Origin of the sequence: Rhizobium sp. MHM7A, assembly GCF_005862215.1 — a bacterium.
In the GTDB taxonomy this organism is placed as follows: domain Bacteria; phylum Pseudomonadota; class Alphaproteobacteria; order Rhizobiales; family Rhizobiaceae; genus Rhizobium; species Rhizobium bangladeshense.
In genome coordinates, this window is record NZ_VCHT01000003.1 from 107,971 (window position 1) to 121,097 (window position 13,127).

Annotated in this window: 15 protein-coding genes; 4 read left to right on the forward strand and 11 right to left on the reverse strand. The window is 60.5% G+C overall.

Annotated features, from left to right (window positions below):
- Positions 1-26: 26 nt before the first annotated feature.
- The gene (locus tag FFR93_RS13320; protein ID WP_138393567.1) at positions 27-503 is read right to left on the reverse strand and encodes an Hsp20 family protein; all 477 of its coding nucleotides are present in this window, start codon (positions 501-503) and stop codon (positions 27-29) included.
- 212 nt (positions 504-715) lie between these two features.
- On the opposite strand from FFR93_RS13320, the gene FFR93_RS13325 reads away from it, so the two are divergent.
- Entirely contained in the window at positions 716-937 is a 222-nt protein-coding gene (locus tag FFR93_RS13325; RefSeq protein ID WP_138393568.1) for a hypothetical protein, read from the forward strand.
- A gap of 38 nt (positions 938-975) precedes the next feature.
- Here the strand turns inward: FFR93_RS13325 and FFR93_RS13330 are convergent, their stop codons facing one another.
- From FFR93_RS13330 to groES, 5 genes are all read right to left on the reverse strand, one after another.
- Entirely contained in the window at positions 976-3,186 is a 2,211-nt protein-coding gene (locus FFR93_RS13330) for an amylo-alpha-1,6-glucosidase (RefSeq protein WP_138393569.1), read from the reverse strand.
- Between the two features lie 14 nt (positions 3,187-3,200).
- A complete protein-coding gene (locus FFR93_RS13335) occupies positions 3,201-4,295 on the reverse strand; it encodes a glycosyltransferase family 4 protein (RefSeq protein WP_138393570.1) in 1,095 nt (364 codons plus the stop codon).
- Between the two features lie 89 nt (positions 4,296-4,384).
- On the reverse strand, positions 4,385-4,807 hold the full coding sequence (locus tag FFR93_RS13340; protein WP_064711062.1) for a hypothetical protein: 423 nt from the start codon (positions 4,805-4,807) through the stop codon (positions 4,385-4,387).
- A 95-nt stretch (positions 4,808-4,902) separates the two neighbouring features.
- Positions 4,903-6,531, reverse strand: a complete 1,629-nt coding sequence (gene groL, locus FFR93_RS13345; RefSeq protein WP_064706627.1) for a chaperonin GroEL — start codon at positions 6,529-6,531, stop codon at positions 4,903-4,905.
- Between the two features lie 50 nt (positions 6,532-6,581).
- Positions 6,582-6,896, reverse strand: a complete 315-nt coding sequence (gene groES / locus FFR93_RS13350; protein ID WP_064706626.1) for a co-chaperone GroES — start codon at positions 6,894-6,896, stop codon at positions 6,582-6,584.
- Between the two features lie 277 nt (positions 6,897-7,173).
- On the opposite strand from groES, the gene FFR93_RS13355 reads away from it, so the two are divergent.
- Positions 7,174-7,446, forward strand: coding sequence for an usg protein (locus FFR93_RS13355; protein ID WP_064706625.1), 273 nt, complete (start codon positions 7,174-7,176; stop codon positions 7,444-7,446).
- 72 nt (positions 7,447-7,518) lie between these two features.
- Here FFR93_RS13355 and FFR93_RS13360 read toward each other — a convergent pair whose 3' ends face one another.
- The 4 genes from FFR93_RS13360 to FFR93_RS13375 form a co-directional block, all read right to left on the reverse strand.
- A complete protein-coding gene (locus FFR93_RS13360) occupies positions 7,519-8,220 on the reverse strand; it encodes a pentapeptide repeat-containing protein (RefSeq protein ID WP_064706624.1) in 702 nt (233 codons plus the stop codon).
- Between the two features lie 121 nt (positions 8,221-8,341).
- A complete protein-coding gene (locus FFR93_RS13365) occupies positions 8,342-8,857 on the reverse strand; it encodes a GNAT family N-acetyltransferase (RefSeq protein WP_138393571.1) in 516 nt (171 codons plus the stop codon).
- Positions 8,858-8,966: 109 nt separating this feature from the next.
- Positions 8,967-9,635 carry a hemolysin III family protein gene (locus FFR93_RS13370; RefSeq protein ID WP_064706623.1) on the reverse strand — a complete coding sequence of 223 codons (669 nt, stop codon included), beginning with the start codon at positions 9,633-9,635 and terminating at the stop codon, positions 8,967-8,969.
- Between the two features lie 158 nt (positions 9,636-9,793).
- Positions 9,794-10,213 (reverse strand): universal stress protein, encoded by a 420-nt coding sequence (locus tag FFR93_RS13375; protein WP_138393572.1) that lies wholly within the window; start codon positions 10,211-10,213, stop codon positions 9,794-9,796.
- A 280-nt stretch (positions 10,214-10,493) separates the two neighbouring features.
- Here FFR93_RS13375 and FFR93_RS13380 point away from each other — a divergent pair, with 280 nt between their 5' ends.
- Positions 10,494-11,354 carry a VOC family protein gene (locus FFR93_RS13380; RefSeq protein WP_138393573.1) on the forward strand — a complete coding sequence of 287 codons (861 nt, stop codon included), beginning with the start codon at positions 10,494-10,496 and terminating at the stop codon, positions 11,352-11,354.
- Between the two features lie 42 nt (positions 11,355-11,396).
- On the opposite strand, the gene FFR93_RS13385 is transcribed toward FFR93_RS13380, so the two are convergent.
- Complete coding sequence (locus FFR93_RS13385; RefSeq protein WP_064706620.1) at positions 11,397-11,735, reverse strand: hypothetical protein; 339 nt, start codon at positions 11,733-11,735, stop codon at positions 11,397-11,399.
- A gap of 212 nt (positions 11,736-11,947) precedes the next feature.
- Between FFR93_RS13385 and FFR93_RS13390 the strand changes: the two genes are divergently transcribed.
- Positions 11,948-13,114, forward strand: a complete 1,167-nt coding sequence (locus FFR93_RS13390) for an AI-2E family transporter (RefSeq protein WP_064707046.1) — start codon at positions 11,948-11,950, stop codon at positions 13,112-13,114.
- Positions 13,115-13,127: the final 13 nt, after the last annotated feature.

Sequence of the window (13,127 nt, forward strand, 5' to 3'; positions counted from 1 at the left end):
CCGTCTGGCCCCTACTATTGGAACGCTCAGGCCGCCTGCGTCTCGGCCTCGATCTGCTTGGTCTCGGATTTCGACACTGCGTGACCATTTCCGATCTCGATCTGGCGCGGCTTCATCGCTTCAGGAATTTCGCGCTTGAGATCGATGGTCAGCAGACCGTTGACAAGACCGGCATCAACAACCTTGACATGGTCGGCCAGTTCGAACCGGCGCTGGAACGAGCGCGCGGCAATGCCGCGATGCAGATATTGAACATCTTCGCCGTCCGCCTTCTGCCCCGAAACAATGAGCATGTTCTGCTCTTGAGTAACCGCCAGCTCGTCCTGCGAGAAGCCCGCCACCGCCATGGCAATGCGGTAATCGTCCTCATCGGTCTTGACGATATCGTATGGCGGCCAGTTGTCGATTGTCTCGGCGCGCCTTGTAGCCTCGAGCGCGTTCAACATCCGCTCGAAGCCGATGCTCGACCGGAACAGGGGAGAGAAATCGAGGTTTGTCCTCATAGCCATATCCTCCTTGCAAGCAACATGGATACAAGGAGACGCCAAGAGCGACCGGCGTCTCCTGGACCGTGCGTCAATCCCACTTTGGCGATCGACAATAATTATATAATTCAGTAGCTTACCATTTCAAGAGGATGGAACTTCTCAACCAAAAAATTGAATTTTTCGGAGGCGCTACCATATCTCGGCGAAACTTGAGCGAGTTAATGGCTATGACAATGACTTCAGCCGAGGTCGTCGCCGTCCTCGGGCCCGCCGACAAAACGCTGGTGGCCGAGATCATCGCGACAGGTGCAACGCAGGCCGAGCTTGCCGAAGCATTTGCGTGGGCCAACAATGACGAGGCCCTGATGGGTGAAGGCCGGCATTTGCCGACAGGCAGGGTTGCCGCGCTTGTTGATCTGCTGAGGTTCGATGAAGAGGAACCGGATTAGGAAAGGCGGGAGACCCGCCCTCCCTAGACCGTCCTTCACTAGGCCGTGGTGAGCACGCGGACATCGCCCTGGCGATTGATCACGTCGACCACGACCTGGTGTCTCGACCGGCGGATGGCCACGTCAACCGAGCCATTGCCGATCAGCAGACGGCGCAAGATCACCTCATCGAGGAAAGAAGGAAGCCGCGGCACGCTGAAGCTGATCTGCAAGCTATTCGGATCGAAGTCGAGGCCGAGGCAGGATTGCAGCAGCGACAAAGGGGCTGCTGCCGCCCATGCTTGCGGCGAGCAGGCGACCGGATAAGAGGTCGGTCCCCGCGCGCGCTGACGTGGCAGGCCGCAGAGGAGTTCGGGAAGCCGCCGCAGGTCGATATAGGTCGCAGCGGCAAACAGGCCCTCGAAGATCTGCGCGGCCTCGGCCCGATAGCCATAGCGGGCAAGGCCACTGGCGATCAGGGCATTGTCATGTGGCCAGATCGAGCCATTGTGGTAGCTCATGGGATTGTAACGTGCTTCGGTCGAGGGAATGGTCCGGATGCCCCAGCCACAGAAAGACGGGGCACTCATCAGGGTGCGGGTCACCTGTGCGACGCGTTCAGGATATGCAATACCGGTGAACAGAGCATGGCCCGCATTAGAGGAGCGGACCCTGCAGGGCCGTTTATCGCCGTCGAGGGCCAGCACATAGGTGCCCAGCTCCTCATCGAAGAAGCTCACGTCAAAGGCGCGGCGCAGTCCCTCCGCACGCGCGAGAAAGCTCGCCGCGCGTTCCGGCTTGCCCCTTCGCCGGAAGATTTCAGCAGCACTTTGCCAAGCGCCGTAGACATAGGCCTGGACTTCGGCGATCGCGATCGGGCCTCGGGCCAATGTACCATCGGCATGGAAGACCGAGTCGTGGCTATCCTTCCACGCCTGATTGATCAGTCCTTCTTCCGTCAGCCGTCCGTATTCGACGAAGCCGTCGCCATCGCGATCCCCATGTTCGTCGATCCACGTCAGCGCCGCTTCGATATGCGGCAGCAGACGGTCGATGGTCGTAAGATCACCGGTTCGTTTAAGATAATCGCCGGCCAGCATCACGAACAGCGGCGTCGAGTCGATGCTCCCGTAATAACGCCGGAATGGAACCTCGCCAAGTTCGGCCATTTCGCCGCAACGCACCTCGTGCAGGATCTTGCCCGGCTCGGCGTCCGAGGCGGGATCGACTTTCGTCGCCTGATTGGCTGCCAGGTGACCGAGAACCCCGCGCGCAATCTCCGGATCGAGCCAAAGTGTCTGAAGCGCCGTGATCAGGGCGTCACGGCCGAAGACGGCGCTGAACCAGGGAACACCGGCATAGGGATAGGAGCCTTCCGCCTTGTCGGTGATCAGCATGTATAGGTCGGAGATGCTGCGCCGAGCGACCTCGTTGAAGACCTCATTGGATGTTGCGATCGACGCCGCGCGCGAAGAAGAGGCGCGTAACGCACGGCGGGCGTCCCGCAGGGCCAGGAAGAAGGAAAGGCGGCTCAGTCGGTCCGCGGAGGCCTGATCGCAGCCGATCTGGATGAAGAGCGATTTGGTCTCGTGCGGCTCAAGATCGAGATCATAGGTGACAAGATCGTTCCGAATTTCGGCGGGTTCGGGCATGAAGGAGAGGCGCGTCGTCCGCTTTCGCTCGTCCAGGCCAATATAGGCAAGCAGGACGCGATCCTGCTCCATGACGGCAGGAAGGTGGCGCCCTCTTTTTGCCCTTGCGGTGCCGCGGACTTCGAAAAGGTCGGCGAAATCGGCCTCGAAGGCGATCTGGATCCGGACATATTGCCGACGGTCGTCATAATTCCTCACGGCCAGCCGTTCATAACAACAGGCATTCCACAGAAAGCGCGACCGGCGCAGATGAATGAGGTCATGCCCCAGAACCAGTCTTCCGTTGTCATCGAATTGATCAGGATTGGTCAGATCGCAGGTCAGCGTGGCGTTGTCATCCCGCAATGTCGACGACAGCAGCATCGGCCGTTGTCCGTTGATCGTCAGGAAAAGATGAGAGAGATAGCGGGTGTCCCGGTGGAAAAGACCTTCCGGACTGCCGGGACCGGAAAGAGCGTCGCCATTATGGTCGAAGACGGCGAATGTATCACCGTGCTTCAGGGTGCGCGGCCGGCGCTCCTGCAGCGATGCGGCGGCCGGAATGAAGAACTGAGCGACCGGCGCCGCCAGGCCTGAGAATGCTGTGGCGGGGTTGCTGTCCGCAGACGCGTTCGACATGTCTCCTCCTTGACTCAGGCGACAGCCTGCAGGTCCAGCGCTTGACCATTCGACCGGCGGATGGGCGCGGCTTTGGTGCGAACGCCCGGCAGGTTGCGGTAAATGTCGAGATAATCCCACGCCATTCGTTGTGCGGTGAAGCGCTTTTCAAACGCGGCCCGCACTTTGCGTCGATCGAGGCGGAGCGCCCATTCGACGTTTTCGGCCGCCTCAGTGACGCTGTCGACCAGGATGCCGGAGACGCCATTTTCAATGACCTCTGGAACCGAGCCACAGCCGAAAGCGATGACCGGCGTGCCGCAGGCCATGGCCTCGATCATCACCAGCCCGAAGGGCTCCGGCCAATCGATCGGGAAGAGCAGTGCGCCTGCATTTCCAAGGAAGTCAGCCTTCTCAAGTTCATTGATCTCGCCGATGAATTCCACATGCGAATGGCTCTTTATCATTGGCTCGATTACGTTTTCCCAATACGCCTTGTCGGCGTTATCGATCTTTGCGGCAATCTTCAGCGGCATTCCGACCTTTGCCGCGATCTGGATGGCGCGGTCGGGGCGCTTTTCCGGAGAAATACGGCCAAGGAAGGCAAGGTAGTTGCCCTTTGGTCTCTCGGTGAAGGGAAGAAGATCGGCCGGCAGACCATGATAGACCGTTCCGCGCCAATCGACCGGTGGCATCGGGCGGCGCTGATCATTGGAAATCGACACCAGCGGTATATCAGGGAACGTCGTGTAGAACGGCTTGAGATCCGGCAGATCGAGGCGCCCGTGCAGCGTGGTAACCGTACGGTCGGCGAAATCGCGGATCAGCGGAAAATGCAGGAGATCGATGTGGAAATGTAGCACGTCGAACTCATGCGCCCGCTGGCGGATCTCCTCCAGCATCACGACCTGGTGCGGCAGATGTTCCCTCACCGCCGGATTGAGCCGCAAGGCGACGTCCGCACACGACACGAGTGTCGCACGGGTGACGGAATCGCCGCTGGCAAAGAGCGTCACCTCGTGTCCCTGTGCGACGAGTTCTTCCGTTAGATATGAAACGATTCGCTCCGTTCCCCCGTAAAGCTTTGGCGGAACGCTCTCGGCGAGCGGTGCAATCTGGGCGATCTTCATCGGCAAAACCTCCTCAGTTGAGCAAAGAGTCGTCGGTAAAAATCATGCCTGCATCCTCAGGGGGCATGCGCGGCAGGTCAGATAGAGGGTCAGGTTTCGAATAGCTGTCGGCGCCGTCCCCCTTTCCAGTAGCTGCACATGCTAAGCGCCGGAAGCAGGCGTGCCGGCAGTTTTCGCCGACGGGTTTTTCGGCCACTCGGGGAATCGGACGAAGCCTGGCTTCCAGGTAGCCGATCGCCCTTGTCCAAGGTCTTCAGCGCGTCAAGAATCTCGTCATAGGAAACGGCACTTTCAGCGCCGGGATAAAGGCGAAGAGCAGGTGCGGATTCGATCGCGAAGATATCGGATGCCCATGAAGCGAGAATGGCCCGCTTCTCGTCATTGTTGATGTCGTCGGCCGCGAGCACATCGCGCGGGTGACTGAAGTGCTTCGCCGGTTGAAGCAGATGCGCCGCGCTGATCGCAGCCAGGCCATTCTGCTGTATGGAATTACTGATGCTTTCCTTTCTCATTGCTTGGCTCCATTGATGTCGACCGATGGAACTTGGTTCATTCGATAGTGCGTAGAGAGGCCCGCCCCGGGGGCAGAGCGGGCCGAGCGATCGCGTTAGAAGTCCATACCGGCGCCGGCGGGCATGGCCGGAGCGGCTTCCTTCTTGGGCTTCTCGGCAATCATGGCTTCCGTCGTCACCAGCAGCCCGGCAACGGAGGCAGCGTCCTGAAGTGCGGTGCGCACCACCTTGGCCGGATCGATGACGCCCTGCGCATAGAGATCCCCATATTCGCCGGTCTGAGCGTTCCAGCCATAGGAGAATTCGCTCTTCTCCCGCAGCTTACCGACGATGATCGAACCTTCCGCGCCGGCGTTTTCGGCGATCTGGCGAACGGGGGCCTCGATCGCGCGACGGACGATGTCGACGCCGACGCGCTGGTCGTCATTGGCGGTCTTGACAGCGTCGAGCGCCTTGACCGCGCGCAGAAGGGCGACGCCGCCGCCCGGCAGAATGCCTTCCTCGACCGCTGCACGGGTGGCATGCAGCGCGTCGTCGACGCGATCCTTCTTTTCCTTCACCTCGACCTCTGTCGAGCCGCCGACCCGGATGACGGCAACACCACCGGCGAGCTTGGCGAGACGTTCCTGCAGCTTCTCGCGGTCGTAATCGGAAGTTGTTTCCTCGATCTGGGCGCGGATCTGAGCGGTGCGACCATCGAGCTCCGTCTTCGAACCGGCGCCGTCGATGATGGTCGTGTTTTCCTTTTCGATCGCCACCTTCTTGGCGCGGCCGAGCATATTGAGCGTCACATTCTCGAGCTTGATACCGAGATCTTCGGAGATGACGGTGCCGCCGGTCAGGATGGCGATGTCTTCGAGCATGGCCTTGCGGCGGTCGCCGAAGCCGGGCGCCTTGACGGCAGCGATCTTCAGGCCGCCACGCAGCTTGTTGACGACAAGCGTTGCGAGGGCTTCGCCTTCGACGTCTTCAGCGATGATGAGGAGCGGTTTGCCGGATTGAACGACGGCCTCGAGAACCGGTAGCATCGACTGCAGATTCGACAGCTTTTTCTCGTGAATGAGGATATATGGATCCTCCAGTTCGACCCGCATCTTGTCCTGGTTGGTGACGAAATAGGGACTCAGATAACCGCGGTCGAACTGCATGCCTTCGACGACTTCGAGTTCGGTTTCGGCGGTCTTGGCCTCCTCAACGGTGATGACGCCTTCGTTGCCGACCTTTTCCATGGCTTCCGCCAGGTAACGACCGATCTCGGAATCACCATTGGCGGAAATGGTGCCGACTTGAGCGATTTCGGAATTGTTGGAGATCTTGCGGGCGTTGTTCTTCAGTTCCTTGACGACAGCCTCGACGGCGAGATCGATGCCGCGCTTCAGGTCCATCGGGTTCATGCCGGAGGCGACCGCCTTGGCGCCCTCCTTGACGATTGCCTGGGCGAGCACCGTGGCAGTCGTGGTGCCGTCGCCAGCGAGATCGTTCGTCTTCGATGCAACTTCTCGCAGCATCTGAGCGCCCATGTTCTCGAACTTGTCTTCGAGTTCGATTTCCTTGGCGACGGAAACGCCGTCCTTGGTGATGCGCGGCGCCCCAAAGGACTTGTCGATCACGACGTTTCGGCCTTTCGGGCCGAGCGTCACCTTCACTGCATTGGCCAGCACATCGACCCCACGCAGCATGCGTTCACGGGCATCGCTATGAAACTTGACTTCTTTCGCAGCCATTCTGTCACTCCTTCAATAGGCAGCTTTTTGACTAATGCGCGGACATCGCCTTAGGCGGCGATCTTTTCGGCGGCCTGGGCTTCGATGATGCCCATGACATCGCTTTCCTTCATGATCAGCAGGTCTTCGCCGTTGATCTTGATCTCCGTGCCGGACCACTTGCCGAACAGGATGCGGTCGCCGACCTTGACGTCGAGCGCCTGAATCTGGCCGGCATCGTTGCGTGCGCCGGGGCCGACGGCGATAACCTCGCCTTCCTGCGGCTTTTCCTTGGCGGTGTCGGGAATGATGATGCCGCCCTTGGTCTTTTCCTCGGAATCGACGCGACGGACGAGAATGCGGTCATGAAGCGGTCGGAACGACATGTTTTCCTCCAATGGACAAACAATAACGATGTTGTTCCCCTGGCCGGACCGGATGACCAGTCCGGGCGGGTGCAAACCTCTGTCGAGCGTTTTGCGCGAATGATCTGGTTTTGCGATTTTTCAATTTCAAGAGGGCGCCACGAAAAAATTAGCACTCACCCGGCGCGGCTGCTAACATCCTGGAAAGGAACAATAAACATGGCAGCCGCGTTCAGAAATCCGTTGATGGCCGCAAAATTTTGCGCCACCTTTCGAGCGTCATGAACGGAGATGAAGCATGCAATTTTCATCAGATCTGGACCGTCAGCTGAACGGCTATGGGCTGACCACTGCGCATATCCTCTACCACATTCCTGATTTTGAATCCGTGCTGCAAACCTACGTCTGGCAGGATTACGATCTTGCCCCGGACTTTCCGGAAATGCACAAGTTCCTCGATTTCTGGCAGTCCACGCTCGACGGCCCGCTGCATTCTGTTCGCTACACCCACCAGCGGCTGATCGGACCGAACGAATGGCGCCGCGTAATGGGCGAGTTCAAACTGCACTAGCAATATTCGGCCAGCCAGGCATTGCTGCCATAGGCTTTTCAACCGCGGGCATTGCCGCGAAGGCCCGAGCAATCACTCATGCTCGGCGGGACATGGCCAGGTGGCCGGCGTCGAGAGGCCGGACGGCAGCTTGGTCGAGGCATCGCCGCAAGCCAAGTCGATCTGCGCCTGTTCGAGCCCGGCGGCAGACGAGAGGTCAAGGCCTTCGATGCGGGTCAGGAACATGAAGGCGCGGTCGAACGTCGGCGGGCCTTCGAAGGTGGCCTTGGAGAGATCAACGCGGGAGAGATTGGCGAAAGAGAATTTCACCCCCGTCAGTACCGCCTTGTCGAAATCGGCGCGGCCGAGCTCTGCCTTTTCGAAACTCGCGCCGGTAAGCCGGGCCCCGGCGAAATTGGCGCGTTGCAGTTCGGCGCCGGCAAAGGAGGCGCCGTCCGCAGCAACATTGGCGAAGCTGGAGCGATAGGCTTCGATCTTGGCGAAATTGGCGCCTTCAGCATGTGCACCCTCGAGCGAGGCGCGCACCAGCGTCGCCTTTTCGAGGTTGGCGGACTTGACGTTGGCGCCGGCGAGATCGGTCAGCGAAAAATCCGTGCCGGCGAGATTGGCGCCTTCGAGATCACTGCCCTGCAACATCAGGTTTTTCTTCGAGCATTCCTGCCAGTCGAGCTTTGGCGAGGCCGTGCTCCCGCAATCGGCGGCGCGCGTGGGGATTGGAGCAGAAGCGAGAAGAAGAAAGGCAAGGAGGCCGAGCGGCGATCGATGCGTTGCCATTGTACTATTCACCTCCATGACCCTTCAGGCTTCATTTCGAAGCAGGCTGCCTTCCACTTTTCTACACAGCTCAGGCTGCAATAAAAAGATGGCGAGCGCCGTTCACGAAGGATTTGACCGGTCAATCCGTCCGCCCGGGCAGACGGAGTTCCATGCAGGTCAGATCCAGCCAGCGGCCAAACTTTGTGCCGACCTCTGAAAACCTGCCGACGACGCGGAAGCCGAGCTTTTCGTGCAGCCGGATCGAGGCCACGTTGTCGGCCTCAATGCCTGCGATCATCACATGGACATTGGCGGCCGCGGCACGCGTGATCAGCTCGCGCATCAGGGCCTCGCCGATGCCGGCGCCGCGACGGTCCTTGTCGACATAGACGGAATGTTCGACCGTGTGGCGATACCCCTCGAAGGCGCGCCAGTCGCCATATGAGGCGTAGCCCGCGACCGCGCCCGAGATCTCGGCGACGATCACCGGAAAGCCGCGCGCCCTGCGCGCGTTCAGCCATTCCCGTCGGTTTTCGAGATCGACGAGCGTCTCATTCCAGATCGCCGTCGTGTGCTCGACGGCATGATTGTAGATATCCCGGATATTGGGAAGATCGGCTTCGGTGGCGTCGCGGAGAAGGACGGCGTCTGTCATGGTGGCCCGGTTCGGAGTGATTGCGACGGTTGGCATACGCCGCAGTTCAGAAGATGTAAACGCCGGGTGCGACAGAAGGGACGGCTTGCTGGATAGCCTCGGCCGCAGCTCAGAAGCCTGGCATTGGCAGGCTGAAACAGGTGAAGACGGCTGAATAATGCACGGCCGCGGCAATGACGACAAAACCGTGCCAGATGGCGTTCTGGAAGCGCAGCTTCTCCCAGACATGGAAGATGACGCCGAGCGAATAGATGACGCCGCCAATGACGATCAGCAGCATAGAAGCTGAGGGAATGCGCGCGGCGACAGGCCCCGCCACCAGCACGCCGCTCCAGCCCATGGCGAGATAAAGTAGGATGGCGAGACGGTCGTAACGTCCGGGAAAGGCGCATTTCAGCACGATGCCGACAGCAGCGAACAGCCATATCGCCACCAGCATGAAGAGGAGCAGCGGATCGTCGGCGCCGCGTTCGAGGAATGGCGTATAGGTGGCGGCGATCAGGATGAAGATCGCCGAATGATCGAAGCGGCGCAGGAACCATTTGGTGCGCGAGACCGGCCAGACATTGTAGGAAAAGGAGATGGCAAGCGTCAGCACCAGTCCGACACCATAGATCCAGGCGGCGGCGAGCGCGCCGTGGGAGCTCCAGACCGTGGCGTAGAAGATCAGAACGGTGGCGCCGATCAGCGCCAGAACGAGACCGACGCCGTGAACGATGCCGTCGGCGATCAGCTCATATCTGTCGTAAGCCCAGCGAATGCCGTTGAACTCGGCCATGCGCGCCAATCCGTTTCTTACCCGACCTCGATGGTGGCACCGAACGGACGGAGGCGCAACCGCGGCACATCGGGTCGGCGGTAAATCTTCGTGACAGACCGCACGAGGTCTGCTCCTCAGCGGCGCGAAAGATCACTCGACAATGGAGCGGCACAAATTCAGATCTTCTGCCGCTCGACCAGGACGGAGCACTTGGCGTGACGCACGACACGGTCGGCCGTGGCACCGATAAAGTAGTTGGAGAAGTCCGGAATATGCGAGGCGAGGATGATCAGGTCAGCGTGGTGGCTTTCGGCGGCCGCGATGATGGCCTTGGCCGGCGGTCCGCTGCGGATGTCAATCGTTGCCGCGACCCCGGTTGCAGCGACCAGCGCTTCCAGCTTGTCGCGGCCGTCCTTCATGGCGTCCTCGAGCATATTGGCCGGCAATTCGATCGCGACGTAGGTCGGCACATCCTCGACGACGTTCAGCGCGATGATCTCGCCGCCCGCGTCGAGCAGCGACGCGGCCTTGCGGAGAATGTTTTCTCCCCTGTTGAGACTGCTGAGCGCGATCGCCACGATGATCTTCCTGTACATGGCTTCCCTCCATGACTGAGATGCACAAGCTTGCTCCTATGAAGATATGGGCGCGTTGATCCCGATCAAGCGGGCGCAGGTCATCGTCAACGCCTGCTCAACGCTTCATCCTCAAAAACGAGCCTTCTGTGAACAATCGAGATAGGCCATATAGGGGTTAAGTACGGCAACCGAGGAGATCAGGCGAATGAACCGGCGACGCTTCCTCGGGTTTGCTACGGGCGGCATGGTTGCCGCCACCGCCGGTACGCCCTTAACTGCAGAGGCAGGAGAGCAATTAATGACAGAAGAAACATCCTATGCGCTGACGCGGCCTGCTTATATCGACCAGGCACATCTCGTCGTCACCGACCTCGGACTGGTTTCCGGCTTCTATCAGTCGATGCTCGGCCTGAAGGTCATCGAGGAGACGGCGAGCGGCGAGGTGCTCGGGGTCGGCGCTCTGCCGCTGCTGACGCTGACGACGGCTGGGAATGCCGCGACCGCGCCGCGCAATGCCGCCGGCCTTTTCCACACCGCTTTCCTGATGCCCAACCGCAACGAACTGGCGCGCTGGCTGCGCCATGCCGCTCACAACAACGTCGCGCTCGACGGCGCCTCAGACCATCTCGTCAGCGAGGCGATCTATCTTTCCGACCCCGAAGGCAACGGCATCGAGATCTATGCCGACCGGCCGCACGAGGAATGGAAGTTTCACCAGGACGGCATGGTGGAGATGGCGACGCAGCGCCTCGACCTGCAGGCGCTTTACAACAGCGCGCCCGACGATCGATGGGAAGGCATGGCTGAGGGAACGGCGATCGGCCATCTGCACCTGCAGGTCGGCGATATTCCCCAAGCCGACGCCTTCTACCGCGACGTGCTCGGCCTCAAGCTGATGGCCCGTTATCCCGGCGCAAGCTTCTTTGCGACAGGCGGCTACCACCACCATCTGGCTGCCAATATCTGGAATAGCCGAGGTGCCACCGCCCGCACCGACAACATGACCGGGCTTTCTGACTACCGGATCCGTTTCAACGACAAGGCGGCGCTTGATGCAGCGGTCTCCAGGCTCGACGCGCTGGAAGTAAAGAGCGAGAAGCGCGATGGCGGCGTCTTTCTCCGGGATCCCTGGGGCATCGGCCTGACGCTTTCGGCCTGAGCCTTGGAAGGCTATTGACCTTCTCTGTCCCGGCTGCGTCGTTCAGCCGCCGCTTCCGGGCGGCGTTGGCGAGCGGTCCGTCGCTTCGGGCGGCCGTGCGGGGCCGGAGACCGGATCATCGTTGAAGGCCCCAGGGCCGGACGGCTGCGCATTGATCGGATCCGGCTTGGTCGAAGCTGTCGCCGTCGGATCATTGTTGCTGGGATCGGGCCAGATCGCAGCGCTCACGCCGGCAATGACGAGAACGGCCGCGCCCGCCACAAGGACAGTCCAAACCCGCCACCGCCGCTGATCGGCGGCTTTGAGCCTCGTCTCGTCCTCATAGGGAGGATCGGTCGAATAGGTCTGCGTGGTTTTCGTCTGATCGGGATCTGCAATCATGGGCTATCTCCTTCTGACGTCGAACGCCAGCGACTGCGAGGTTGTTCCGGCGCAGGATCAATTCGGCACGGTTATCGACGAAAGGGCGGACGCCTCCGCGATCAACCAACCTGCCTGCAGGCGGACCCCCGACGGCGCCATGAGCCGGCGGAACCGGAACCGCATCAGCGCGTTCTTGTGGCGAAGCAATGGGGCTTCGGGAACCTCACGGAATGGGCATCGCCAACGGCATCCGCAAGCACGCAAAGAAGATCGCCATCGGCGAACGCCAAACCAGCGCCTGGGCCAAGTCGTTGCAGGAGGCAGCGGAGGAACTGCCGTCCCCGCCAGTGCATCGACTGGAAAAGGACGGGCTCGATATCAGCATGGCCTGGGCGATCATCGGGATCTTCGGCATCCTCGGCCTTGCCGCCGTCTACATGATGTCGCTGATCCTCATTCCGATCACCCTTGCCGTGGTCGTCGGAATGATCCTCGGCATCGCCGCCGAGAATCTGAGCAAAATGGGTGTGCCCAGGCTCGCAATCGCTTTCCTTCTGTCAAGCGGAGTCGCTTTGGTCATCGTCCTGCTGGTCAGCTCGCTTGCCGATCCGCTAACGACGCTTGCCAATGAAGCCCCGGCTTTCGTCGAAAGGACGATAAGCCGGATCATGCCTTACCTGGAGCGCATCGAATGGCTGCACATCACGCCGGCGACCTTCGAAAGCGGGCCGATGTCGATCGGCGCCCTGCTCGAAAACACCGGCAGCGTACTGCATCTGGTGACAACAAGCCTGACACCGGCGCTGATACAAGGGCTGATCTTCTTCGCCGCACTGCTCCTCTTCCTCGCCAGCCGGGTCAATCTGCGCAAGACGATCATCATGACCTTCCGCACCCGCCCGCAGAGGCTGGCCGCGATCCGCATCATCAATGCCGTCGAGCAGGTGCTCGGCTTCTACTTCGCCACAGCCTCGCTGATCTATGTCGGGCTTGGCGTAGTGATGACGGTCATCGCCTATGCAAGCGGGTTGTCGGCGCCGGTGCTCTGGGGCTTCTTCGCCTTCGTATCGAGCTTCATTCCCTATCTCGGCATCACACTGATGACGTTATCCGTCGCCATCGCGGGCATCATCACCTATGACGGCTTCATTGTCGGCCTGATACCGGCCGCGGCCTTTTTCACCGTGCACCTCGTCATGGAGAACCTCATCTTCCCGGCGGTGATGGGGCGGCGGCTGGAAATCAACCCGTTTGTCGTCTTCCTCGCCATCCTGTTCTGGACCTGGATGTGGGGCGCCGTCGGCGCCATGCTGGCGCTGCCGCTGTCACTGATCGCCATGACCATCATCGAGGAATTGCTGATCGAGGAAAGGCCGCAGCCGCAATTGCCTAAGTGATCAAGCGAGGAGA

What these genes read in the sequence shown, in the direction of transcription:
- FFR93_RS13320 (WP_138393567.1), bottom strand. Translation starts at nt 503, where the DNA reads ATGAGGACAAACCTCGATTTCTCTCCCCTGTTCCGGTCGAGCATCGGC.
- FFR93_RS13335 (WP_138393570.1), bottom strand. Translation starts at nt 4,295, where the DNA reads ATGAAGATCGCCCAGATTGCACCGCTCGCCGAGAGCGTTCCGCCAAAG.
- FFR93_RS13380 (WP_138393573.1), top strand. Translation starts at nt 10,494, where the DNA reads ATGACAGAAGAAACATCCTATGCGCTGACGCGGCCTGCTTATATCGAC.
- FFR93_RS13385 (WP_064706620.1), bottom strand. Translation starts at nt 11,735, where the DNA reads ATGATTGCAGATCCCGATCAGACGAAAACCACGCAGACCTATTCGACC.
- FFR93_RS13390 (WP_064707046.1), top strand. Translation starts at nt 11,948, where the DNA reads ATGGGCATCGCCAACGGCATCCGCAAGCACGCAAAGAAGATCGCCATC.
- groES (WP_064706626.1), bottom strand. Translation starts at nt 6,896, where the DNA reads ATGTCGTTCCGACCGCTTCATGACCGCATTCTCGTCCGTCGCGTCGAT.
- FFR93_RS13340 (WP_064711062.1), bottom strand. Translation starts at nt 4,807, where the DNA reads ATGAGAAAGGAAAGCATCAGTAATTCCATACAGCAGAATGGCCTGGCT.
- FFR93_RS13325 (WP_138393568.1), top strand. Translation starts at nt 716, where the DNA reads ATGACAATGACTTCAGCCGAGGTCGTCGCCGTCCTCGGGCCCGCCGAC.
- FFR93_RS13360 (WP_064706624.1), bottom strand. Translation starts at nt 8,220, where the DNA reads ATGGCAACGCATCGATCGCCGCTCGGCCTCCTTGCCTTTCTTCTTCTC.
- FFR93_RS13370 (WP_064706623.1), bottom strand. Translation starts at nt 9,635, where the DNA reads ATGGCCGAGTTCAACGGCATTCGCTGGGCTTACGACAGATATGAGCTG.
- FFR93_RS13375 (WP_138393572.1), bottom strand. Translation starts at nt 10,213, where the DNA reads ATGTACAGGAAGATCATCGTGGCGATCGCGCTCAGCAGTCTCAACAGG.
- groL (WP_064706627.1), bottom strand. Translation starts at nt 6,531, where the DNA reads ATGGCTGCGAAAGAAGTCAAGTTTCATAGCGATGCCCGTGAACGCATG.
- FFR93_RS13330 (WP_138393569.1), bottom strand. Translation starts at nt 3,186, where the DNA reads ATGTCGAACGCGTCTGCGGACAGCAACCCCGCCACAGCATTCTCAGGC.
- FFR93_RS13365 (WP_138393571.1), bottom strand. Translation starts at nt 8,857, where the DNA reads ATGACAGACGCCGTCCTTCTCCGCGACGCCACCGAAGCCGATCTTCCC.
- FFR93_RS13355 (WP_064706625.1), top strand. Translation starts at nt 7,174, where the DNA reads ATGCAATTTTCATCAGATCTGGACCGTCAGCTGAACGGCTATGGGCTG.